The organism is Streptococcus sp. HCA-5024 (assembly GCF_037890265.1).
GTDB classification, from domain to species: domain Bacteria; phylum Bacillota; class Bacilli; order Lactobacillales; family Streptococcaceae; genus Streptococcus; species Streptococcus lingualis.
The window spans coordinates 120019-144077 of record NZ_JBBKBR010000002.1 but is presented as its reverse complement, the minus strand read 5'-3'; the positions used below and the strand labels follow the sequence as shown (position 1 = coordinate 144077).

At 41.3% G+C, this 24059-nt stretch carries 25 protein-coding genes; 2 read left to right on the top strand and 23 right to left on the bottom strand.

Going from position 1 to position 24059, the window contains the following annotated elements; translation table 11 throughout:
• Positions 1-50: 50 nt before the first annotated feature.
• From nth to WKT08_RS04255, 17 genes are all read right to left on the bottom strand, one after another.
• A complete protein-coding gene (nth, locus tag WKT08_RS04335; RefSeq protein WP_003006251.1) occupies positions 51-674 on the bottom strand; it encodes an endonuclease III in 624 nt (207 codons plus the stop codon).
• 104 nt (positions 675-778) lie between these two features.
• Complete coding sequence (locus tag WKT08_RS04330) at positions 779-1087, bottom strand: DUF898 domain-containing protein (protein WP_151191351.1); 309 nt, start codon at positions 1085-1087, stop codon at positions 779-781.
• A 22-nt stretch (positions 1088-1109) separates the two neighbouring features.
• Positions 1110-1802, bottom strand: coding sequence for a 5'-methylthioadenosine/adenosylhomocysteine nucleosidase (locus WKT08_RS04325; protein WP_021152843.1), 693 nt, complete (start codon positions 1800-1802; stop codon positions 1110-1112).
• A 24-nt stretch (positions 1803-1826) separates the two neighbouring features.
• Positions 1827-2162, bottom strand: coding sequence for a cell wall synthase accessory phosphoprotein MacP (gene macP, locus WKT08_RS04320; protein ID WP_155168893.1), 336 nt, complete (start codon positions 2160-2162; stop codon positions 1827-1829).
• Positions 2163-2173: 11 nt separating this feature from the next.
• On the bottom strand, positions 2174-2719 hold the full coding sequence (locus WKT08_RS04315; protein WP_003006238.1) for an NUDIX hydrolase: 546 nt from the start codon (positions 2717-2719) through the stop codon (positions 2174-2176).
• Positions 2720-2728: 9 nt separating this feature from the next.
• A complete protein-coding gene (gene glmU / locus WKT08_RS04310) occupies positions 2729-4108 on the bottom strand; it encodes a bifunctional UDP-N-acetylglucosamine diphosphorylase/glucosamine-1-phosphate N-acetyltransferase GlmU (RefSeq protein ID WP_118396977.1) in 1380 nt (459 codons plus the stop codon).
• Between the two features lie 103 nt (positions 4109-4211).
• Complete coding sequence (locus WKT08_RS04305) at positions 4212-4652, bottom strand: ASCH domain-containing protein (RefSeq protein ID WP_118396974.1); 441 nt, start codon at positions 4650-4652, stop codon at positions 4212-4214.
• Entirely contained in the window at positions 4594-5496 is a 903-nt protein-coding gene (locus WKT08_RS04300) for a putative PEP-binding protein (protein WP_118396971.1), read from the bottom strand. The genes WKT08_RS04305 and WKT08_RS04300 overlap by 59 nt, the downstream gene beginning before the upstream one ends.
• 41 nt (positions 5497-5537) lie before the next feature.
• Entirely contained in the window at positions 5538-6266 is a 729-nt protein-coding gene (locus WKT08_RS04295) for a GNAT family N-acetyltransferase (RefSeq protein WP_070666340.1), read from the bottom strand.
• Between the two features lie 7 nt (positions 6267-6273).
• Positions 6274-6753 (bottom strand): NUDIX hydrolase, encoded by a 480-nt coding sequence (locus tag WKT08_RS04290; RefSeq protein ID WP_070666343.1) that lies wholly within the window; start codon positions 6751-6753, stop codon positions 6274-6276.
• Between the two features lie 98 nt (positions 6754-6851).
• Positions 6852-8054: an ABC transporter permease gene (locus WKT08_RS04285; protein WP_049486388.1), complete on the bottom strand. Its 1203-nt coding sequence runs from the start codon at positions 8052-8054 to the stop codon at positions 6852-6854.
• A 4-nt stretch (positions 8055-8058) separates the two neighbouring features.
• Entirely contained in the window at positions 8059-8718 is a 660-nt protein-coding gene (locus WKT08_RS04280; RefSeq protein WP_340280316.1) for an ABC transporter ATP-binding protein, read from the bottom strand.
• 383 nt (positions 8719-9101) lie between these two features.
• On the bottom strand, positions 9102-9800 hold the full coding sequence (locus WKT08_RS04275; RefSeq protein ID WP_049474267.1) for a 3-oxoacyl-ACP reductase: 699 nt from the start codon (positions 9798-9800) through the stop codon (positions 9102-9104).
• Entirely contained in the window at positions 9793-10029 is a 237-nt protein-coding gene (locus WKT08_RS04270; RefSeq protein WP_000141913.1) for a DUF2829 domain-containing protein, read from the bottom strand. The genes WKT08_RS04275 and WKT08_RS04270 overlap by 8 nt, the downstream gene beginning before the upstream one ends.
• Positions 10030-10134: 105 nt before the next feature.
• On the bottom strand, positions 10135-11526 hold the full coding sequence (locus WKT08_RS04265) for an APC family permease (protein ID WP_070465515.1): 1392 nt from the start codon (positions 11524-11526) through the stop codon (positions 10135-10137).
• 77 nt (positions 11527-11603) lie between these two features.
• On the bottom strand, positions 11604-12434 hold the full coding sequence (locus tag WKT08_RS04260; protein WP_155125155.1) for a hypothetical protein: 831 nt from the start codon (positions 12432-12434) through the stop codon (positions 11604-11606).
• Positions 12431-12757 (bottom strand): PadR family transcriptional regulator, encoded by a 327-nt coding sequence (locus tag WKT08_RS04255; protein WP_070673795.1) that lies wholly within the window; start codon positions 12755-12757, stop codon positions 12431-12433. Before WKT08_RS04255 ends, WKT08_RS04260 begins: the two co-directional genes overlap by 4 nt.
• Positions 12758-13018: 261 nt before the next feature.
• On the opposite strand from WKT08_RS04255, the gene WKT08_RS04250 reads away from it, so the two are divergent.
• A complete protein-coding gene (locus WKT08_RS04250) occupies positions 13019-14983 on the top strand; it encodes a peptide ABC transporter substrate-binding protein (protein ID WP_150905657.1) in 1965 nt (654 codons plus the stop codon).
• 99 nt (positions 14984-15082) lie between these two features.
• On the opposite strand, the gene WKT08_RS04245 is transcribed toward WKT08_RS04250, so the two are convergent.
• From WKT08_RS04245 to WKT08_RS04220, 6 genes are all read right to left on the bottom strand, one after another.
• The gene (locus WKT08_RS04245) at positions 15083-17086 is read right to left on the bottom strand and encodes an FtsX-like permease family protein (protein WP_340280308.1); all 2004 of its coding nucleotides are present in this window, start codon (positions 17084-17086) and stop codon (positions 15083-15085) included.
• Positions 17079-17846, bottom strand: a complete 768-nt coding sequence (locus tag WKT08_RS04240) for an ABC transporter ATP-binding protein (RefSeq protein ID WP_031576714.1) — start codon at positions 17844-17846, stop codon at positions 17079-17081. The genes WKT08_RS04245 and WKT08_RS04240 overlap by 8 nt, the downstream gene beginning before the upstream one ends.
• A 177-nt stretch (positions 17847-18023) precedes the next feature.
• Positions 18024-18593, bottom strand: a complete 570-nt coding sequence (locus WKT08_RS04235) for a hypothetical protein (RefSeq protein ID WP_049483418.1) — start codon at positions 18591-18593, stop codon at positions 18024-18026.
• A gap of 214 nt (positions 18594-18807) precedes the next feature.
• A complete protein-coding gene (locus WKT08_RS04230) occupies positions 18808-19926 on the bottom strand; it encodes a DUF4767 domain-containing protein (protein WP_340280305.1) in 1119 nt (372 codons plus the stop codon).
• A gap of 83 nt (positions 19927-20009) precedes the next feature.
• Positions 20010-20867, bottom strand: coding sequence for an alpha/beta hydrolase (locus WKT08_RS04225; RefSeq protein ID WP_031576721.1), 858 nt, complete (start codon positions 20865-20867; stop codon positions 20010-20012).
• Complete coding sequence (locus WKT08_RS04220) at positions 20854-22146, bottom strand: PTS transporter subunit EIIC (protein ID WP_298617671.1); 1293 nt, start codon at positions 22144-22146, stop codon at positions 20854-20856. Before WKT08_RS04220 ends, WKT08_RS04225 begins: the two co-directional genes overlap by 14 nt.
• Before the next feature lie 320 nt (positions 22147-22466).
• Here WKT08_RS04220 and WKT08_RS04215 point away from each other — a divergent pair, with 320 nt between their 5' ends.
• On the top strand, positions 22467-23861 hold the full coding sequence (locus WKT08_RS04215; protein WP_340280299.1) for an MFS transporter: 1395 nt from the start codon (positions 22467-22469) through the stop codon (positions 23859-23861).
• Positions 23862-24059: the final 198 nt, after the last annotated feature.

Sequence of the window (24059 nt, the reverse complement as noted above, 5' to 3'; positions counted from 1 at the left end):
ACGTTCAACTAAAAAAGAACCTCTGCTCTTTCGAGCAGAGGAACTGATTCCTAATCAAAATGATAGAGTTGTGGATACTGGTCACATTCAGGATTTTTAGGATGGCAGATGGCCCGTCCAAAGTAAATCATAGCTTGGTGAGCCGCCAGCCATTCGCTCTTTGGCAGAACATCCATGACCCGCTTTTCAACTTCCAATGGCGTCGCTGATTTCTTGACAATATCATGGTGCTTGCAGATCCGCTCCACATGGGTATCGACAGCAAAGGCTGGAATCCCAAAGCCTACACTCATGACCACATTGGCTGTCTTTCGTCCTACTCCTGCTAGACTTTCTAACTCTTCACGAGTCTGAGGCACTTGCCCATCAAAGTTATCTAGCAATTGTTGGGCACATTTTTTAAGAAATTTGGCCTTATTTCGATAGAGGCCTAATTTAGAAATATGCTTGGCGATATCGGCTTCACTGGCTGCTGCCATAGCTTGCGGGGTTGGAAAAGCCGCAAACAAACCTGGTGTCGCTTTGTTAACAGCCGCGTCTGTCGTCTGAGCTGAGAGCATGACTGCTACTAGTAATTCAAAATGATTACGAAAATCCAGACTTGGCTTGGCATCTGGAAAGAGGGCGATAATTTCTTCAATCACATGGCGTGCCCGTTTCTTTGATAAAACCATATTCTCTCCTTTACATTACTAGTCTTTATTATAGCATGAAAGTCCCCTATTTCTGAAAGATTCGGCTTCAGAAAAGGACTCGTCCTTGGACAAGCCTTTTTCGATCAGTCTATAAAATGAGTATGCTTGGTAATCCATTGTGTGACCTTGATATTTAACCAGAACACATAGATCCCAAATGTAATGATGGTAAAGAACCACCATTTGATCCAATTTCCAAATAACTGCATAGCCGTGCCGTCAAAGTACTGACGACGACCATCAATCACGGTATGCTTGACCTTCCAGTTATACATAATGCACACGCCCCAAGGAGCACAAATCCCAAAAGTAAATACTGTAATGAAGGTTGCTAATAAAACATGGCAAATATATGAAAATAGGCCTCCATCAAAATACGATTCACGGTACATGTTCAATCTCCCTATATTTTTTCTACACCAATCTCTTCAAGAAGGTAATCAGGGTTTGAGCAGAGCGTTCGCCAGCCTCTACGATAAATTCATCAAAAGAGATATTGGCTGCGTGATCTGCCGTATCACTCATAGCTCGAATAACCATAAATGGACGTCCAGCTGCATGAGCGGCTTGGGCAATAGCTGCCCCCTCCATCTCAACTGCCAAGACTTCTGGGAAATGCTCCCGAATTGCTGCGACTTTTTCTTCACTCGCGATAAAGCTATCTCCTGTTGTAATCAAGCCCACATGTGTGGTTGCAGCTTCTTCTTCCAGAACTTTTTTCATCTCTGAAACAAAATAGCGACTGGATTCAAAGTAAAGTGGTTGACCTGCCATTTGACCATACTTGTAGCCAAAGGCTGTCACATCCACATCATGATAAGCCAATTTGTCTGCAAGTACGATATCCCCAACAGCCATTCCCGGTGCAACCGCACCTGCAGAACCTGTATTGATAATGGCTTCCACTTTGAAATCATTGGCCAAGACTGCCACACTCATAGCAGACATGACTTTTCCGATACCACTTTCCACCAAAACGACCTCATGGCGACCAATCGATCCTGTATAGTAGACTTTTCCAAGACGCAGATGCTTTTCCCCATTTTCAAGGGCTTCAACCAAGATCTTCAACTCCTGGGGCATGGCTGCGATAATTCCAATTTTCATGTCATTTCTCTCCTTGTAACGACCTTATAGACGCCAAATAGCAATAATTAAAACAATGAGGAGCACAATGATCCAGAACAAAATCTTATTGAGTTTGGATTGGACCACACTTTGTTTGCGTTCTTCAATGCGACGACTCTTGGTCACTGTGGGCTCCACTTGGATCTGCACAGTATCCTGAGAATAACGCTCTTGTGGACGCTCCATACGACTCTCTCTCATAGGACGTTCATAGCCAAATCCTCTGTGGTCTGTCCGAATAATTTTCGTCTCTTCCGCATCGACCATTTTAGGACCGGTGATGTCCTCACCTCGCCTTGCTCGTTCAATCATTTCATCGGTTAATAAAGGTTTTCCCATCGGATCCTCCTCTATTTATTGATTAAGTCCCAATATTGGATCGCCATGATGGTCTTGGCATCACAGATTTCGCCAGTTTGGATCAAATCTTTGGCTTCCTTCAAGGTCACTTCTAATAACTCTAAGGTCTCATCCGCATCTTGTGGACGTGGATTTTCCACCTTTTTCAAGTTGGTCGCACCATAAAGTTTGATTCGCTCATTACAAAAGCCAATGGCAGAATAAAAATCATACAACAACTCTAGATCCGCCGTGTAGCCAATTTCTTCTTCCAATTCGCGCAGAGCAGCTGCTTTAGGATCTGCATTTTCTCCCTTTTCTAACTTCCCTGCTGGAATCTCCACTGAGGTCCTTTCAATCGCCTTGCGGTACTGCTTGACCAAGATCGTCTTTCCATCTTCTGTGATCGGCAAAACCGCTACTGCTCCGTTATGGAAGATTAAATCACGCTGCGCTTGGCCTTTTCCAGCGGGTAGTTCTACTTGATCAGTGACCACTTGGAAAATCGGCCCCTGATAAATCTCCTTGCGCTCAATGGTTTTTTCTTCAAATTGCATGAGAATCTCCTATTTATTTTTAGGATGGTGTGGCAAGCGAAGGGCATACTCTTCTTTATTCACTTGACGGCCACGACCAATCGCAATTGCATCAGCTGGTACATCCTTGGTAATGGTTGATCCAGCACCGACTAAGGAATTGTCGCCTAATTCAACTGGCGCAATGATCGTCGAATTAGATCCGACAAAGACATTGTTTCCAATCGTTGTTTTAAACTTGTGTTGGCCATCATAATTCACTGTGATGGTTCCTGCACCAAAGTTGACGTTGCTGCCAACTTGGCAGTTGCCAATGTAAGTCAAATGACCAGCTTTGGTATTTTCGCCAATAGACGAACCTTTGACTTCGACAAAGTTTCCAATATGGACATCTTTGGCGAGGCTAGAACCTGGACGAATATGAGCAAATGGTCCTACCGTTACGCCATCGGCTACCGTGCTCTCTTCAATCATAGAGTTGGTGATGACAGCACCTGCACCAATTTCACTGTCCACGATATAGGTGCCATTGGTTAAAACGGTCTCAGCCCCAATTTTTGTGTGCCCTTTTAGGGTAACATTGGCTTCGATTTGCACTTCTGGTGCGATCTCAACATCGACATCGATATAGGCCGCATCTGGATTAACAAAGCTCACTCCATTGACCATGTGGGCTTGGTTAATGCGACGACGCATGATGCCTTCTGCTGTTGCAAGGGCCACGCGGTCGTTAACCCCGAGACTTTCATCAAAATCTTTGAGCGTATAGGCCCCAACTTTTTCACCAGCTTCACGGAAAATACCGATGACATCCGTGATATAGTATTCACCTTGGGCATTGTTGGTATTGATATTTTTCAATGCTTCAAAGAGGCGCGCATTGTCAAAGATATAAGTCCCTGTATTGATTTCTTTAATTTGTTTTTCAAAATCTGTCGCATCTTTTTGCTCAACAATTCGAAGCACTTCCGCATTATCATTGCGGACAATCCGACCATAGCCAAATGGATTGGCTGCTTCTGCTGTCAGAATCGTTGCCACATTCTTGTGGTTGATATGAAAGTCAATCAAGTGTTTGAGGCTTTCACCCGTAATCAAAGGAGTATCCCCTGCAATGACAAGAGTATGGCCTTCAAGACCTTCCAAGACTGGCTCTGCCATCATGACCGCATGACCAGTTCCTAATTGCTCTGTTTGCTTAACAAACTCTGTTTGTCCCGCTAAGACTTGCTCCACCAATTCCGCCTTGTGGCCCACAACCGTTACAGTCTTCTCAGGTGAGATGGCTCCAACACTACGGAAGACATGCTCCAACATAGAGATCCCAGCAACCTTGTGAAGAACCTTAGGCAAATCTGACTTCATACGGGTACCTTTCCCCGCCGCTAAAATAATGGCATAATTTGGCATAACATTTCTCTTTTCTGTACAATATCGTACTTATTATACCATTTTTCACCCCTTTTGGAAAATAAGACCCAAACCAAAAAGCTCTCCAAAAAGGAGAGCGTATCTATAATGGATAAATCTTGCGAAATTCTTCTAAAACCACCTTGCTATCAGGTGTAAAAGTTAGTCCCACTTCTCCTAAACAGTCTGTGAAAAAGTCTTCATGAACCTGACGCCAATAAGCTAGAGATTTGTCTCCCTCACCTTCCTTGTAGGCATGGTCAGCTGAAACCTGTTTGAAAGGCTGAACAGAAACCTTTGTAACTTCAACAATGCAGACAGCCTGATCTTGACTGTCTAAAATGACATCAAAAGTCCCTTCTTGGGGAAGGGGTTCGTCCTCTAATGCGTAGAGGTCGTAAGCTGAGGCTGTTGCTGTTTTTTCGCCTTTAAAGACCAGTTCCGCTAAAAGGTCTGGTTCCGCTCCAAAAGCCCAGGCGTCTATCTCATCTCCGATAGAGGGGTTGATTTGCTTGTAGGCATTCCACATTTCTTGAGGTGTCATGGGTTCTCCTTTGTAATTTTTTACTTTCTTCTTTTATATGTTTAAGATGGTCTGGATGGTCAATTTCTAAATCAAAAATCTCTGGAATAGAGCTGTAATGGAGAATACATTCGATACCCATCTGATTCATTTTTTGTATGAAAGAAGTATTCAGATAGCCTGCTACAGCAAAATCAATCTTGTTCTTCCTTGCTTTATCCTGCATCTGTCTCAACATATCTAACATAATTGGACTTTCTATATCATGCCATTGACTATTTCTCACAGTCGCAAAAACAAAAGAAGTCAAATCATTCATTCCCACTACAATCTTTGAAATACCAGTTTCCAGTATCCTGTCCAAGTCAAAATAAGCTGATGGTAATTCAATCATTGTTCCAACTTTTCCAGTAAAACCATGCTGGCGCAATACTGTAATAGCTTGTTTTAATTGTTCGGCATCATTGACAAAAGGAAAAATAACAGACAGATTGGGATTGGTTTGAAAAACTTCGGTAACAACATTTGTCTCAGCCTGAAATTCATCTGGACACGCCAACAAACGCCTGATACCTCTGTATCCAAATAAGGGGTGGCGTTCGTCAAAATACTCTTTAGTCCCGTCTAGAATATTTGCTTCTGCATTTGTTAACTCTGAAAAGCGATACCAGACTTCTTCATCTGAGTACAAATGACAAATAGTGTCTAGATAATCTTTCACAAATTGCTGACAATTTGGTAATAGTATGTTTTGGTTTAGTTCTCTCAACAAGTATTCCCCACGAATCAAGCCGACGTGGTGCAATAAATGGGGATAAACTTTTTCAACAATTTTTTCGCCACTAAGACCTAGTTGATTTTGCATGTTCATTCACCTCGTCTTAAAAGATACAATATCAGATATCATTATATGATACTTTCCTCTAGTTCAAAAGCTTCATAAGGTTCAACTAATTCGTATCCTAAAAATTCTGCTACTTTTTTAGAAGCCTCGTTATGAGCATCCCAAAGTGGGAACATTTCTCTATTTAAAGCCTCTAGAATCATTGCAGCACCAAGTTTTTTAGCAAATCCATTTCCTTGTTTGTCTGGTCTAGTTGCAACTTCCACTTCAACTGCTCCGTGGTAAACTAACCCTGAGGAAATCCCAGCAATCAGTTCATTATTTTTAAGAATAACAAAGCCAAATCCACCTTTTAAAGCAAAATCCTGGTAGGACTCAAAATCCCCCTGTAAATCTTGTGACCATTCTTCCTCAGAAAGATAGTTATAAATACGATTGTCAATAGGTACAATATTGTAACCTTCCTCTAAATGAGTAACTAGATCATTTAGAAATTCAACTTGAAAATTTGCCTTATCCTTAAAAGAATAGCGAGTAAAAGAAATTAACCCCACTTGCCGATGCAGAAAATCTTGCCATTTAGTGTCTTCTGAAATAATAATCTTATAATCTAAACCATATTGCCTAACAAAGTCTTCCCAAAATCTGGGATCCAACTCCCCTGCTAGGTATAGAAAATTCCCAATATCATAAAAGCTCGTTGTCCAATCACTGTTTCGATAAACAGTTCCAATTTGAGATTTAAGACCATAGAGAACCATATATTTCTTCCATGTTTTAAATAGTTCCATTCTCCCTCTATTTTACCTTCCAATTTCTATAGCTTGTCAGTTCTAATTCTGGAAATCCTCCTAACTCTGCCTTCACCTTCAATACTAAAGGAGAAGCATTGTCTTCAGTAATTTCTTCCACATTCAACCAAACTGCATTTGCTGAATCATTGCTTCCATCAAGAACCTCCTGAGGAAGGGATTGTTGAGGGCCTTCGAAATCGAGTACGATATCATAAAAGGCCATGATATGGTGTACAGCGAAATCTTTGCCCTCTTCTTGAACCATCACGTCATACATCCTAGGATTAGCGTATCTGCTAATCGTATAGCCCGTCTCTTCCAGAACTTCTCGCTTGAGTGTTTCAGTCAGCCCTTCCCCTAGTTCCTGGCTACCACCCGGTAGATCAAAACGCTGTTGATAGGGGCCTCTTGTTTTTTCAATGCAAAGTAATTTCCCGTCTTGAAGACAGATTCCGTATACACCAAAGTGTTTTTTGATTTCCATCAAATCCTCTACTTTCATTCAAAGCTCAGTCGATAGTGAAACCAGTATAGCTATTCTTTTTGCAACACCATCTCTTATTGACCCTAATCATTTCTTCTCTATTGATTTAATACCTTTTCAATATCAATTTTAGTAATTTTTCTAGATACCAATAATCCTGCAAAAACTGAAGTGAGTATCCCTATTAATACCGGGAACAACAATCTGGTAAGTTCAATATCTAGTGGTAATCCACTCAAAAAGATGATCAAATAAGAAATAGCAATTCCTATCACCAATCCCGCGCTTGTACCTCGTACTCCCATCATAAAGCTTTCAAATAAATATATTCTTTTTATCTGTCGATCAGATGCACCGATGATTTTAAAAGTTGCGATCTGTTTATGATTCTCCTGAATGGTAATAGCTAGAATATTGATGATATTAATAATCGCTACAATAGAGATAAGAACTATGATTAAGAGGATAAAAAGGTCGATGTAGGAAAACCATCTGGATAGCATATTGATAACATCCTGTTGTGTTGCTACAACAACATCTAATCCTGTTCCTGATAAAGATTGTTTTAAATTTTCATTTTTTAAAACAGTCTTTTCTATCTTGTTTGCTACTTCATTTAAATCGGTTCCATTTTTTACAGTAGCATTCAGATAGTAATACTTATTTGATGAAACGCTACTACTTTTTACATTGATTGCCATCATTTGATTTATTTCTGTTGGCAAGGTAGAAAATAACTGCGCTTCTTGCTTGTCTATAATGCCAGAAATTACAAACTTTTCATAATGATTATCAATCTTAATAGTCACCGTATCTCCGACATTCATTGATGTAGCCTTGTGTACGGAATCTCCGATTAATATTTCATTGTCCTTCTCTGGAAATTTCCCTTCAGCAATTCTAATATTCAGGTTTTTTAAATACTTTTCTTCTAAACAATGGATGGTATTGGAAACCGATGTTTTGCCATTTTGGAATTTGATATCATCCGTAAATAGTAGTTTCACACCTGTAATATTTTTTACTTCATCAATTTTTTTAACTCGATCAATATCATCACTAGAAAATAAAGGTAAAGCTTTATAATTCAGAGAATTTTCTTTATTACCAAAGGCAACAGTAACAACATTTTTATTTGCTACAGTCATTTCTTTAATCATTTTATTATAGAAAGAATTAGAAATGAGCATCACTAAAACAATTAGCAAAACAGAGATCGCTATTGACAGTCGAACTAATCTATATCTTCGTTTGTTAACTTCTAAATCTCTTTTAGCAATGAATAATATGGAATGATTCATTTTATCATCTCCTTACGTACTCAATTTTGCCATCAACAACTGTGCAAATAGACTGCATACTATTCGCCACCTTATCACTATGAGTTACTATTATAATCGTGATACCTAACTCCTCATTGATCCGCTTCAACAATTCTATTATATTTTGTTCGTTAGCAGCGTCTAAATTACCAGTAGGTTCATCTGCTATCAATATTTCTGGATTATTAATAAGAGCTCTTGCCAAGGCAACTCTTTGTTTTTCACCTCCACTAATCTTATCAATACTCTTGCTTAACATTTCCTTTGAAAGACCTAGAGTGTTACAAATTTCGTTAATGTTATTCTCTCCAATTTCAAAAAAATATCTTGGAAGTAGAATATTCTCTTTCACCGTGAAACCTGAAATCAAATTAAAGTTTTGGAAGACACAGCCAATATTCCTACGCCTTACCTTACTCAAATTTTTCATATCTAAAATGGAACTACCACAGACTAAGATATCCCCCTCATTTAAACTGGTAATCCCTAATATTAATTTAACAAGAGTAGTTTTTCCTAATCCAGAACGGCCAACTATTGCAGTCGTGCTACCTTTTTTAAATTCAAAATTACAATTTTTGAAAATATATCTGACATTCGATCCATCACTAAAACATTTAGTAACATTCACTAATTTAATCATGACTTCACCTTCATTCCACAATAACTTAGCAAATCAGTTATACTATTCGTTTCTTCTAAAACAATCTCTTAAGGTTTCAGGTAGAGCCCATTCAAAAAGTTCTTCTGAACTTACCCTCAGTTATCTTCATAATTGTTATTATCCCTGTCTTTTTTTGGTGAAAAAGGCTAGATCTCCATCGTGACCAATCATAAAGAAATCTGATTCATCCTGATCACTCTGGTAGGTTTAATTTCGTTCAGTAAGATCTTCTTTAGCATAGAGGTAAATACCTGTCTCACCACTGTCCTAACTTAATTGTTCACCTAGGTTTGATCCTCTTTCAGTAAGGAAAAAACAATTACATTTCTTAGCAAGATTTCAACTCTTGCTTTTTCATCCTCCTACTTCAAACTCCAACCACCATCAATGGTAAGGATTTGTCCTTGCATGGCAGATGCCTTCCCGCTAGCCAAAAAGAGGCTGACTTCTGCTACTTCTTCTGGATTAATCCAGCGCTTGATCGGCGTCTCACTGGCTACCCAGTCAGCCAATCCACCTGGTTCAAAATCCGCTGCGGTCATGCCTGTTTTGACAGCCCCAGGAGCAATCCCAAAGACCTGAATACCAGCTTCTGCATAATCCAGGGCCAACTGTTTGGTAAATCCTGCTAAGGCATGCTTGGACGAGGTATAAGCGTGACCGCCGCCTCCTGCCAGGCTAGAAGCAATGGAGCACATATTGATGATGATACCTTGCTTCTTCTCCAACATTTGAGTCAGATAATGCCGCGTCAGCTCCACCGGGGTCACATAGTTGATCTCAAAGATCTCCTGAATCTCCTGAGCGCTTTGCTCCAGAAGCGGTTTGTAATCATCCAAAACTCCGGCTGTATTGCACAAGACTTCTACCTCAGGACACCAATCAAAAATCGGCGTCAAATCAAGAGTTAAGTCCCTCTGTAAGAAGTGAAAATCACCTGCTAACTGGGGATCCGCTCCCTGGTCCACTCCATAGACCTGGTAGCCCTTTTCTAGAAAGAGTCGAGCTTGAGCTAGGCCAATCCCTGAGCTAACACCTGTAATCAAGACTCTTTTAGTCATGGACTTCCACCCAATCTGTCGCTAAAACATCACAAGGTGTTGGACTCCACATGGAGAAACCTTCACCCTCACCAGACACGTTGATGAGGAAATAAGGGGTCACTTCCAGAGCCACCCCATTTTGCTCAATGGTATCAAAGAGTTGGACGTAGTTTTCTGCTCCACCCCATCCTGTTCGCACATATTTTTTCTTAGCCTTTAAGCCTGGTAAAATCTCTTCAAATGTCATGTTTTTTCTCCTTTGTTATCTAGTTAACTTTCTCCCTTTATTATACCAAAAAAAGAGCTTTCTCTATGTAAAAAGCCAGAGTTCTTCTACTCTAGCTTTCATCTTTTATTGATTTTCTTCTGAATGGCGATACCCATAACCGAAATAAATTCCGACCCCGATCAAGAGAGCAACTCCGAAGGCCAGCCAGGTCGATAGGGAATACTGGGTCATAAAGGACAGACAGACCACAATCGACAGGATTGGCAAGACTGGAACCAATGGCGTTTTAAATTCACCAGGTCCAGGAGCCCCGTGTTCCTTGCGCAATTTCAAGAGGGCAAAGGCCAACATAACTAGGTAAGCCAAGGTACAAATATTTAAGAAGGAAGCGATACTGGCTAGTGGAAAGACTCCACCAGCAATAGCAGCCATCGATCCAGCTACTAGTGTTGCATTTTTGGGAATTCTAGTTTTTGGATCAAGTTGTTTCATAGCTTTTGGCAGGAGACCATCCCGCGCCAAACTGTAAATCATCCGTGAGAGGGCAAAGGTCATGGAAATGCAGACGGTAATTAGGGTCAAAATCGCTACCAGCGATACATAATTTCCAGCCCAGCCGGCTCCGACTTGACGAAGGGCAAAGGCAACCGCGTCTTCTACATTTAAGTTCTTAAAAGGAACCATACCAGTCAAAACCAGGGTGACCAAGATATAAAGAACCGTTGTGATCAAGAGACTGAGGACAATCCCGCGAGGGACGTTCTTTTGTGGTTCCTTGATTTCATCGACCGCCATTGAAATGGACTCAAAACCAAGAAAGGCAAAGAACATGAGCGAAGCGCCAGCCATAATCCCTGTTTGACCACCATAGATTTCTCCAAATCCATACGGAGCAAAGTTTGCCCAGTTACCAGGATTTAGGTGAAAAATCCCGACAAGGATAAACAAGGCAAGAGCGGAGAACTTGAGTAAGACCAGCAAGGAATTAAAGCGTAAGACTGCTTTTGCATTCATAAGAACTAAGGCTGTGACGAGAACCATGACCAAAATAGGCAAGAGATCCACATAAGTTCCCTTAGCTGGATCAAAAGTCCCGTTTAAAGCCGTCGGCAGACTCCAGCCAAGATTGGCCAACAAGCCCTTGAAATAAGCAGCCCAACCTGAAGCCACCCCTGATACGGCTGTCATAAATTCCATCACGGTCAACCAACCGGCAATCCAGGCGGGAAACTCTCCAAAGATAGCATAGAGGTAACTATAGGCTCCACCAGTTGAAGGGATGCGAGACGCAAATTCAGCAAAGAAGAGGGCAGATAAGCCAACGCAAAAAGCCGCAATCACAATCGAAATAATGAGGGCTGGACCAGCTAAATTCGCTGCTGCAGTTCCCGTAATCGTGAAGATCCCTGTCCCCACCATGGCACCAATTCCTAAAATAATCAAATCCCACAATCGTAAATGGCGATTTAGACCCGGGTGTACTTGCCCAAGTCCCTTTTTTCGAAATAGATTCATGTATATTCTCCCATCTAATGAGTTTATTCTACCATACTTGGACATGAAAAGGGAGACTCTTTTTCCCCCTTTCCTTTCTATTTATCACTTTCCGTCCTATTCTTTTTCAAAGCGCGAATCGTAAACCAATAATAAATAACGAGCCCAAAGACGATGATCACTGTGGGCAGAAGAACCGTCATACTAAAATTCTGAACTCCTTGTGCCAAGGTCCAGCGATGTAAGAATCCAACCACTAAAAAGGCGACGATAGGAAAGATGAAAGCTCGTCCAAACTCTTCTTTCCATTGCCAAAGAATGAGAGCTCCGCTAGACCCTGTCATGAGAAGAGCATCCCAAGGACTAGGGACTACAAACCATGCAAGATCTGGCAAGAAACGGACCCCCACTATTTCACCAACAAAATAGAATCCTAGAACTAGAATAAATGCTACATAAATTGCTTTTTTCGCTTTTTCTTCCGCAAAAATGAGGCGACGAAGGAGATAGAAGATGATCCCAACAGCTAGGAGTCCCAAAATGATGTCGGTTAAATAGACTAGTGGCTTGAGCACAAGGACCGCTTGAGAAGCAAAATCACTTAGGAGGCGATAAAAAATCACAATACCTGAAAAGATAGCCCCATATTTTAGAACAGACCGCGTCGATTCTTTAGGCATATTTTCGATGATTTGGTCTGCCATTCCCCTTGGATCAAGGCCAAAATAATCCTTTGCCGTCAATCCATCACCGCTTGCTTGCGAAAAATCTAGCGCTAGATTATAGACCTGCTCTCTTAAGGCTTTCTCCTCATATAAGAAACCTGCAAGATTGAAATAATCCCAGAGATCTTGGAAATAGGCTTGGTCCTCCTGGCTAAAGGTTTGCATCAAGGCCTGCGTTTCTTCAAAATAAATAGCTGATGTCATTCTTCTCCCTCCTTCTTGATACGTTCTACTTTTGTGACTAGCTCCTGCCACTGGTCCCAAAATTCCTCTAAGCGCTCTCTTCCAGCATCACTGAGTGAAAAATACTTACGATCGGGACCATCTGGAGACGGCCTCATTTCCCCATGAATAATTCCTTGTTTTTCTAATTTTTGAAGCAGGGGATAAATGGTCCCGGCGACAATCTTATCAAATCCCATCTCTTTGAGACTTTGGATCAATTCATAGCCATAGATAGCCTTTTTAGAAATAATCTCAAGTACACAGCCCTCCAAGACTCCCTTTAGTAATTGGGACTCTTTCATCCTTCTCACCTCTTTCTTCACATTTTTTACTAGTTTGTTTTACATACTAGCTGTTTCACTATCAGTATACTCTTTCTCGACTAGTATGTAAAGCATAATAGTAACTTTTTTCAAAAAAATTTTTATTCCTTAAAAATCCCTTAAAATCAAGACTTTCAGTGTATACGGGTGTGTAAATATACAAAAAAAGTTCAAAAAACACTTTATTTTGTAGATTGATTGGAGTATAATAATTTAAATTATTCAAAAGGAGACACGAATATGAAAAAATCGAAGCTTGCTCTTTTAGCAGGTGTCGCCGCGGCTTCAACGCTTTTCCTTGCAGCATGTGGCTCATCTTCTAATGCGTCAAAAGGGACTACTTACAACTACGTGTATGGTACAGACCCTGATTCCTTGAACTATTTGACTTCAAATCGTTCAACTACAAGCGACATTACAACCAACTTGGTCGATGGTTTGTTTGAAAACGATCAATACGGTAACTTAGTGCCTGCTCTTGCTGAGGACTGGTCCGTTTCAAAAGATGGTCTGACTTATACTTACAAGCTTCGAAAAGATGCGAAGTGGTATGATTCAGAAGGAAATGAATACGCTGACGTCACTGCACAAGATTTCGTGACATCTCTAAAATACGTAGCAGATAAAAAATCGGATGCTCTTTACTTGGTTCAAAACTCGGTCAAAGGCTTGGATGACTATGTAAACGGGAAAACCAAAGACTTCTCAACTGTTGGGGTAAAAGCTGTTGATGATCACACTCTTCAATACACTTTGAACCAACCAGAATCTTTCTGGAATTCTAAATTGACGACTGCTACCATGATGCCAGTTAATGAAAAATTCTTGGAATCAGCTGGGAAAGACTTTGGTAGCGTGAAACCAAATGGTATCCTCTACAATGGTCCATACATTTTGAAATCCTTCACTTCAAAATCACAAATCGAGTTGGATAAAAACCCTGATTACTACGACAAGAAAAATGTTCACATCGATACGGTTAAATTGACTTACTTCGATGGATCTGACCAAGACTATCTTGCTCGTAACTTCTCAGATGGGAACCTATCTACTGCTCGTCTCTTCCCAACAAGCTCAACTTACAGCACAATTGAGAAGAAATTCAAGGATAACATCGTTTATACACCTCAAGATTCTACTGTTTACTACGCTTACTTCAACGTTAACCGTCAAAACTACGGTCATACGAAGAAGACGTCTGATGAGCAAAAGAACAGTACTAAGACAGCTCTTCAAAACAAGAATTTCCGTCAAGCCTTGAACTTTGCTTTAGACAGAACTTCCTACAGCGCTCAAGTTAACGGGAAAGACGGAGCATCAAAAACTCTACGTACCCTTCTAGTTCCACCAACATTTGTGCAAGCCAACGGAAAAGACTTCGGTACGCTCGTTGAAGAAAAACTTGCCGCAACAGGAGATGAGTGGAAAGGTGTTAGCTTTGCTGACGCGCAAGATAGCTTGCATAATGCGGATAAAGCCAAAGCGGAACTTGAAAAAGCGAAATCTGAATTGCAATCACAAGGTGTTCAATTCCCAATCCATATCGACTATGTCGTAGACCAATCTTCTAATGCTCTTGTCCAACAAGCAGACTCTATGAAGAGTTCTATTGAAACAGCTCTTGGTAAAGACAATGTCGTGATCGATGTACAAAAATTGTCTACAGACGATGCAGACAACGCTACTTACTTCGCCCAATCACCAGATCAAAAAGACTTTGATATGGATATCACAGGTTGGGGACCTGACTTCCAAGATCCATCTACTTACTTGGATATCTTGAACCCAACAGATGGTTCAACCTTGACTGGTATGGGACTTGATCCTAAGAAAGACCAAGCTCTCATCGAAAAAATTGGTTTGAACCAATACAAAGAATTGTTGGATGCTGCTAATGCTGAAAAATTGGATACCAATGCGCGTTATGAAAAATACGCTGCTGCCCAAGCTTGGTTGACTGAAAACGCAATGGTACTTCCAATCTACTCTAAGGGTGGAGTTCCATCTATCACGAAGGTAACGCCATTCTCAGCAGCAAATTCTGCAATTGGTATTAAAGGTGAATCAAGCTTCTTCAAATACCAAAAAGTTCAAGATAAGACAGTTACAACTGCTGATTACGAAAAAGCTTATAAGAATTGGTTGAAAGAAAAAGAAGAATCAAACAAAAAAGCGCAAGAAGAACTTGCAAAACACGTGAAATAATCGTGATAGAAAACACCGGGGATTTGATCCTCGGTGTTTTTTGTGCTAACAAAATGTTGTATGTTTCATCTTATTTCTAATCTTTTATAGACTCGAACGCTACCTCACGACAATCTTCCGATAACTTCTAGAAGTCAGAAGAAAGACAAGGACATAGGAGATGAAGAAGACAGCGCAGATGTAAAGAGTTGTTTGAAGGACCAAGCCCGCATTGGTTGCTCCTAAGATAGCAACGATTTTTGCGATCATCTTGTAGGCTACTCCTAGGTAGAGGAAGGAGAAGAATAATGGAAGGAAAAAGACGGTGAGTATCTGTTTGCGAATGGTGGTGCCGGTTTGCTTTTGGTCCAATCCTACTTGTTGCAAGATCACAAAATTTTCCCGGTCCTCATAGCCCTCTGAAATCTGTTTGTAGTAAATGACAAGAACTGTAGCTAATAGAAAGATCACCGATAGAAAAATCCCGATAAATAGAAGAGTCCCTGCTGTTTCACGCCAATCTTTCTCTATACTGTATCGATCAAATCCACCAAAATAAGTCGCATCATATTGACTGATTTTGTCTGTCGAATACAGCTCTTTGATCAAGCCAGAAATAAAATCTTGGTTATCTTTATTTTTAGCAGTAATAGAGAATTCCAAATTTTTATCAACTTTTAGTCCCAGTTGGTTCAAGTCAGGGAGGACCAAGTACAAGCCCATTTGGTGTTGAAACAGGTCGGATTGAGGGAGTTTCCCTTGGATAAAATTGGAGTTTAGTTTTTCTTTAATCGTGAAGGTCTTCCCATTGATTTCTAATTGTGCGTCTAATCTTCCAGGATACTGATATCCATAGGCTAGGATTTCATTTTCCCCAAGCTCAACTTTTTGCCCGGTCAGTTGCTCATAAGTCGCCTGATCAAAAAAGTAGACTGTTCCTTCTGACTTCAACTCCTGACCAGTTGATGGAGTGGACTGGTCATTCACCTCTAAGCTCCTTCCATCAATCTTTCGAATTTCAGCCGACCAGTATGTTGTCTGTGCCACCTGATAATCTGATAGATGTGTCGCATCGGCTGTTTTCTTAATTTGAGCTTGAACATCTTCAATAACCGTTTCTGTTTCAGCATCTGAAGTCATATGCCCCACACTAATCATATAATCCGAAGGGTAAACAGTATCTAGGTAATTCTGCCCTCCAATAAAGATATTGAGCGACCCGGTTAAGGTGACCAAGACCATGGTGGATAGAATACTAATGGTCGCAAGGCCCGCTGCATTTTTTCGCATCCGAGCTATTAAGTTAGAGACAGATATAAAATTCTCTGGCTTGTAATAATAGGATTTCCGACCTTTGAGAAATCTTAAGAAGGTAATGGATCCTGCGTTGAATAAGAGATAAGTCGCTAGAATGACTAAGATGACGGCAATAAAGAATCCTTGGACAGCCGCAACTGGCCGCTCAACGGTTAGCGCTATATAAAAAGCAATTCCTAAGAGCCCTAGTCCTAACAGAGTTTGAACCAGCAAGAAGCGTCCCTTCTTCTCTCCTGCCTTTTTCTGTTGCATGAGGTGGAGGGAACTGTAGCGCAAGAGGCGGAAAGAATTCAACAAGAGAATGAGGCCAAAAGCTAAGGCTAACCCAAGTAAAGTGTTAAGAACAGCCTCTATCTGGAAGGTTGATTGAATGACGACTGGTAAACCCATACATTTTAGAAGCAAGGCGAAAATCAAGCGATCAAACAAGAGTCCCAAACCCAGTCCTACTCCAACTGTGAGAACATAGAAGAAGAGCAATTCCCATAAGGTCATGATGAGGAGATGCTTCTTCTCCATTCCCAGAACACTGTAGAGTCCCAGTTCTTTGGAACGATTTTTCATGACATAGCCATTGGCATAAGCCACCAAAATGATGACGACCAGCTGGACGACGAAACTGCCAAAACCAAGAACAGTTCTCGCCGATCCCCCTCCGTAAGAATCCTCTAAATGAGGGGTCAATGACAAGGCGATAAAACTATAAAGGATCATGGTCGTTAAAATGACAGCTATAGCGAAAGGATAATACAACTTGCGATTTTGTTTGAGGTTGGAAAGTGCTAATTTACTTGTTAATTTAAACATCAGGATCCTCCTTTCCCGCCATGACCGTCAGAGTATCTGAGATTTCTTGGAACATCTGACGCTCTGTCTTTTCCCCACGAAAGATCTGGTTGTAAAGAATCCCGTCCTTGATAAAGAGCACGCGCTTGGCCCGAGCTGCTGCTGCGGTTGAGTGGGTCACCATGAGAATGGTTTGCCCCATGGTATTGATATCTTCAAAGACATCTAGCAAAGCTGCCGAAGACTTGGAATCCAGCGCCCCTGTTGGCTCATCCGCAAGAAGGATTTCAGGTGAGGTGATGATGGCCCGTGCTACGGCTACCCGTTGTTTTTGTCCACCAGAGATTTCGTAAGGGTATTTTTCTAAGAGCTGGTGAATGCCCAACTCCCGACTCACGCTATCGACCTTACTCATCATTTCCTTGATTGGTCTGCGGGAAAGGACCAAGGGCAGGAGGATATTGTCCTTGACAGATAAGGTGTCGAGCAGGTTGAAATCTTGAAAGACAAAGCCTAGTTTTTCCCGGCGGAAGCTGGAGGCGTCCTTGTTTTTGATGGTTGAGGTATCGGTGCCATTGAGGTAGACCCGCCCTTCCGTCGGCTGATCCAGCATGGCTAGGATATTGAGGAGGGTGGATTTCCCGGATCCTGATTCCCCCATGATAGCCACGTACTCACCCTTTTCCACGGTGAAGTGAATATCCTTTAAGGCTTCAACCTGCGTTCCTTGAAAGCGGGTTTTGTAAATTTTTTTGATATGTTGAACGTCTAGTAGGGTCATGGTCCATTCCTTTCTAGCTCGATAAAAGCTTCAATCGTTTTTTACAAATCTATTGTACTAAAACTGAAACGCTTTCACCATAACATAACCTTACATTTTACCCTTTATTTCTTACATTTTTGTAAGAAAGCAAAAATAGGCTAGGACTTGAGGTCCTAACCTATTTTCATTAATGAATTATTCAGCTGATTTAGATGAAGAGATATAAGGTGAAATCATCTTATATGCACTTTCAAGAGCTTGTTTCATAGTGTCACGTCCAGATTTCAATTGTTGTGCAAAAGCAGTACGTCCTTGTTCAGGAACAACTGTATCATCTGAACCACCAGTTGAAAGCGCCGTATCAAATTGAGTTTTTGATTCGTCCAATGTCTTGAGAGCTGGCTCTACTTGTTGAGTATATATAGATCTATGTGATTCTGGAATTTGATCGCCAAGATCTTGAGCATATTTTTTATAGTTATCCACTAATTTACTATAAAGAGTTTTCATATCACCAATTGTTTTGGCGTTATCGATTTCTTCATCGGTCAACAAGACAATTTCTGGAATTTTAACAGAAGAGGTTGCTGATTTAGATGATTTTGATGAACTGCTTGATTTGCTTTCTGAAGTAGATGATTTTTCTACTTTGCTAGAAGAAGCTTTTGCATCTTTACTTGATGATTCTGAAGCAGTTTTACCAGAACAAGCTGCTAACGTTGCAACTGACAAGAGAGCCACACCGGCTGTAAGAAGTTTTTTCATATTTTTTCTCCTATAAATAAAGAATGAATATATTTTAAATGATTTTCCTTTAATTGTCAAACATTTTCTGTTTTCAAATACTTATGCACCGCTAATTATCACTAGTTTTTAACATATTTTATATCCTAAAAATTATTTCTTTTATTGTATTTTTATTCATTATTTGAATAAACAAAACCAGAAAAACAGTCCTTTTTCTGGTTTATTCTTCTTTTTATTGATGAAGCAATTGTGTAAATTCTTCTTGAAGTTCCTTGTTGTCCGTTGGTTTTAGATACATCTTTCCACCATTGGTCGTTGGAGAATGAAAGACAATGCCCTCTCCTGTATCTTTAATGGCAAAGAAATAACTATGCACATCTGGATACTTGTCCCAATTGCTATAGCGTTCCACGATGCGGTATTTTGCATTTCCTTGACCGGTATCTGTATAAATGGCATCCATCTTACTATTTTCCCCTAGAGTATAGAGGTTGTCTGGTCCTACATCACCGCCAGCGATCCCTTTTTGATAGTTGGGTTGGCCCATCTTTTCGCCCCAGGTCTTCATAAATTCTGCTAATTTTGCTGATTTTTCAGCATTCCAAGGCGTTTTTTCCTGGCTTTGGCTATTTCCCGCTGATGGTGCACTGTCAAAAGTTTGCCAGTCAAAAGCCTTGAGATCCAGTTTATTCTCATCCGATTTTCCAAAGAGGCTATTCAGATCTGAACCAGGTACTTGGACTTCTTCTTCCTGGACTTTGGTCGCAGCTTGAGGCGTCTTTTCTATTCGTGAGAGCACAGCTACCCCACGGCCATTTCCTGACATCCAGCTGACTTCTAAGACTTCTCCTCCCTGATAGAGGGTCGTCGCATTGCGCGCTCCACCGTGTCCAGCGACGAAACCTTCAGCTAGCAGAGTCGGTTTTTGCTCCTTGAGGTAATAGACTCCTGTCACAAAGTAGCTTCCATCGGTCTGCTGATTGGCGATGATCATCTCATCTACCCCATCGTTATTTAAGTCCTTAAAGGCATAGCGAACGGCTTCTGGCTGATTGATTACGGTCTCGATCACCCAGCTATTGATCATCCGATCTTCTTTAGCTAATGCATCATTCAATTTGGAAATGGCATCTAAATCTTTTGAAGCGGCAAAAATCTTTTGGTAGTCTGAAAAAACAGACTGGTATAATTGTTTGTTATCTGCTTTTTTGGCTTGTTTCTTTGCTGAAGTCTGGCTTGTTGCAGCCTCTTTTTTGGGACTGGACTGACGTTGGTATCTTTGGTAACATCCTGTTAACATGACCATACTCGAAGCCACTATTCCTAACTGCACCCATTTTTTTCTTTTCATCTTATTTCCTATAATCTCCCTTATTTTCATACTAAACTTTATTATACTAAAAAAAAGGTGAGGAAGGAATCCCTTCTTCACACTTAGTTTATTTTATTCGGTTTGGCTCGACGATCCGTTTGACTTTCAATATGCTCTTTCACCAAGGCAACCACCTCATCATTGGTTGGAAGGTCCGAGTGCTGGGCATCTTCCCCCGTCACCGTAATCTCCGTATAGCTAGCTGCTTGGTTTTGGTAGATATATTTCCCAGCAGAAACACTGGCATCTGGGACCAACTCATCTGAATCATAGGTGATGGTCCCTGCTACTGAATACATATGAAGGGTTGTCGGGATGGCTTCTTTTCCCTTGATAAAATCGGCCAACATCTCAGATTTATTTTTGATATTGGTCTCCGTGAAATTGTAAGGAGTCCCGATGGTCATGAGGGTCTTGAGATCTATATCGTAATCCCCCAGGTAATTTTCAATAAAGGCTGTATAAATCAAGCCACCGTTGGAATGACCCAAGCCCTTAAAATTATTAAAATTATATTTTTCTTGAAGGGCTTCGAAGGCTTGATTAAATAGTTTGGCTTGCTTTTTAATGTTGCTATAGCCATCTTTGTTGTTTTCAAAACCAACCACAATTACTGGCTCATTGTCCTTGGCATCAATACTTCCACTATAGGTGATATGCCCATCATTCCAAACTTTGACCTTGAGCAGGCTGTGTTTGGTTCCTTGGCGGTCTTGGTTGAGCTTGGTCACCAAGCCATCAAAGCGGTTCTCTGTCGCTGAGCTTCCCGGGATCATGATGATGGGAGACAATTTTGAATTATAAAATTTCTCGATTCTTGAAACATTGGTCCGAGTCCAGCTATAAGAAGGAATGGCTAAAGCGATCAAGAAAAGACTGACCAAAGTAAGGACGATTGCTGTTTTTTTAGATGGCTTCATCGCTTTCTCCTTTCACTTTTAAATCTTTTCGGATACGATTTCCCATGCGGACAAATGGTAGATAAAGGAGCACATCGACGGCAAAACAAAATATACTTACAGCTAAGGCTCTCAGACTACCTCCTGTTCCAATAAAAGCATAGAGAAGGCTAGGAGTCCCATCTGGCACCGGATAGACGGCTGCTGGCATCAGTTTGAGGCACAAAGCTAGAGCTGCTATCGCCATATTCACCAAAGGGATCAATAAAAAGGGAATCACATATAGGAGGTTGAGAAGGACCGGTATCCCTACCATGAAAGACGCCCCGTTGTTAAAGAGACTTGGAAACAGACTGAGAAAACTGACTTTCTTGTCCTTTTGACTTCGTGAAACCAATAAGATTGCAACCAAAAGCGCTAGGACAGCGCCGACACCAGCCACCAGACCAAAACTGCGGTACAAATTGGTCAAGGTATAGAGATGAGGAATGCCTGTCGTTGTATGATGCGTCACAGCGTAGGTGAGATTTTCCAAAGCAAAGTTATCATCCGCAATTGAGTTCAAGGCAAAGGATTGACTATTACCAAACCAAGCAGATAGCCCACTAAATAGTCCCATGACAAAGGTGGACAGCAGATGATGACTGCTTACCATTAGAGAAGCCAAGAACTGTCGGATAGTCTGAAAAATATTAAATTGATTTCCAAGAACCAAAAGAAGATTGAGGCTGACCCCTAGAACTAAGGATAAGAAAATGGGACGCACCGTCTTGGGTTGATAGATGAAATCCTTGTCTACAATCTGGTCGTCACTAGCCTTGGATAGACGAAAGATTTGCCCGATTAGATAGCCTAAAAAAATCGCTAAGACGATATTGGTCGTCGCAGGTAAGTTGATACGCGTCAGTTGCCCGTCATGGAGGGGGCCCACCAACAATTCCTGAGAGCCTACTATTAGACTGACCAAAAGAGCTGTCACTCCAGCTGTCCCTGTACTTCTACCATAGTGCCCAGCTGTATATTTTCCAGCGAAGTAGGTCACTAAAGGCCCAGCTAGCCCTCCTAGAAAGTTGGAAAAATTACCGAGGACCTGGCTGATGGCCTGATCCCATGGCAACCAGCTATCCATCGAAAAGAGCTGATGGATATAGCCTCGATCGGAGAAGACCGATAGAGCGATCACCCGAATGATTCCAGAAAATAGGAAAAAAGGAAATAAGGAAACCAGGGTTTTCTGGGAAATTTGAATCAAACTTTTTTCTCGTAACCAGAAAAACTTCTGGACTAAATACTTGGTCATGGGGCCTCCTGTTCGAGTTGATTGACTTATTCACGTTGCTTACTTTCTTCTTATTATACCATACTCGCGACCGCATCCTTTCGTTTGGAGAGATGTCATCAGTTGAGAATGCTGTTAATATTTTCAAAACTTTTCAAAAACTCTTTGACAGGGGTCTTCATTTCCTCTATACTATTTGTTAGCTAACAAAACGATGGATCAGGTTACCGTTGGTCTTGCTATGCTCATAGCGATTGGAGCTGACGGAAAATCAGATCGTAACCATGATTTTTATACCATAGTCCATATCTTTAGGAAGATTTAGGAGGAATCAGACACCGATGTCACAAGAAAAAATTTCAGCCAAGGTCTTATTTGCAATCTTTGCAACAGGGATCCTTTCCTTTTGCGGGGTGGCTGGAGAAACTGCCATGAATATCACCTTCCCAATATTGATGAAGGAATTTGAGATCAATACCGCAACCGTCCAGTGGGTCACCACCATCTATCTTCTAGTGGTTGCCTGTGTAGTCCCCTTATCAGCCTACCTCAAGCGCTCTTTTAAAATGAAGTCAATCTTTTTAGTTGGAAATCTCCTATCTGTTTTAGGTGTTCTCATTGACTTCCTAGCTCCAAGTTTTGGCTTTGTGGTTTTGGGTCGATTGGTCCAAGGAATGGGGGTTGGTTTTGCCCTTCCTCTGATGTTTAATATCATTTTAGAGCAGGTACCAAAATGCAAGATTGGTCTCATGATGGGAGTGGGGACCCTGATTACAGCTATCGCTCCCGCCATTGGGCCTACTGTCGGTGGTCTCTTGACGGCCAACTTCGGTTGGCGGTCCATCTTTTTGGTTCAATTCCCGATCCTTCTAGCTTCGCTAGTTGCAGGACTTCGCTCCATTGAACAAATCAGTACAGTCAAGCGAGAAACGCTTGATATCATGAGCCTTCTCGCCATTATTGCTTCATTTTTAGGCTTGATTTTAGGGATTCACGGTCTTTCTGATCATGCTTTCTTTAGTTTTTCTGTCCTTGGTTGGCTGGTGATCGGGTTCTTGGGACTCGTTCTCTTGGTCTGGCGGTCCAATCCGTTGGAGACTCCCATTATCAACCTTGCCATCTTAAAGAACCATCTCCTCACTGGCCATGTTCTTGCCTTTTTCACCTTCCAATTAGGCTCTCTTGCCATGAGTTTTCTCTTGCCCAATTATGTCCAATTGGTCAACCACTCGAGTACCACACTTGCAGCCTTGATGTTGCTTCCAGGAGCCATCATTGGAGCAGGTTTTGCTCCCTTCTCTGGTCTCATTCTAGATAAGTTGGGCGCTCGCAAACCGATTCTCCTTGGAGCTGCTTTAATCCTTCTGGCCCATTTCCACTTCACCCTTTTTGCCCTGAAGCTGACAAATGGCTTGATTCTTATCTTTTACATGATCTTCATGACCGGTATGGGACTTGCCTTTGGCAATATCATGACAAACGGACAGAAACAACTGGCGCTGGAGGAGCAACCTGATGCGAACGCGATCTTTAACACCCTGCAACAATTTGCAGGCGCTGTCGGAACAACCCTGGCTTCACTGATCGTTGCCATGAGCCAAGCCAATCAAAAGATGGACTTCACCCAAGCCACTGCTAAAGGAAGCCGCAACGGTTTTATGGTCCTATTTGCCTTGGGTATTTTCCAACTCCTTCTCTTATTTTGGGTTGTGGGAAAAGAAAATGAAACGAACTAATTTATCTCATTAAAAAAGGGTTGGGCAAAAAACTGTCCAACCTTCGATCTTTGATAGAAATAACTGTATGACGCAGTGGTTGATTGCTCAAAGCACTGCTTTGAGGTGGTAGATAGGACTTGCGAAGCAAGTTTCCTAAGTATTTGTTCGCTTGATTAAGCTCCAAAGAAGACCTAATCAACTTTGCGGGGGTGGGAA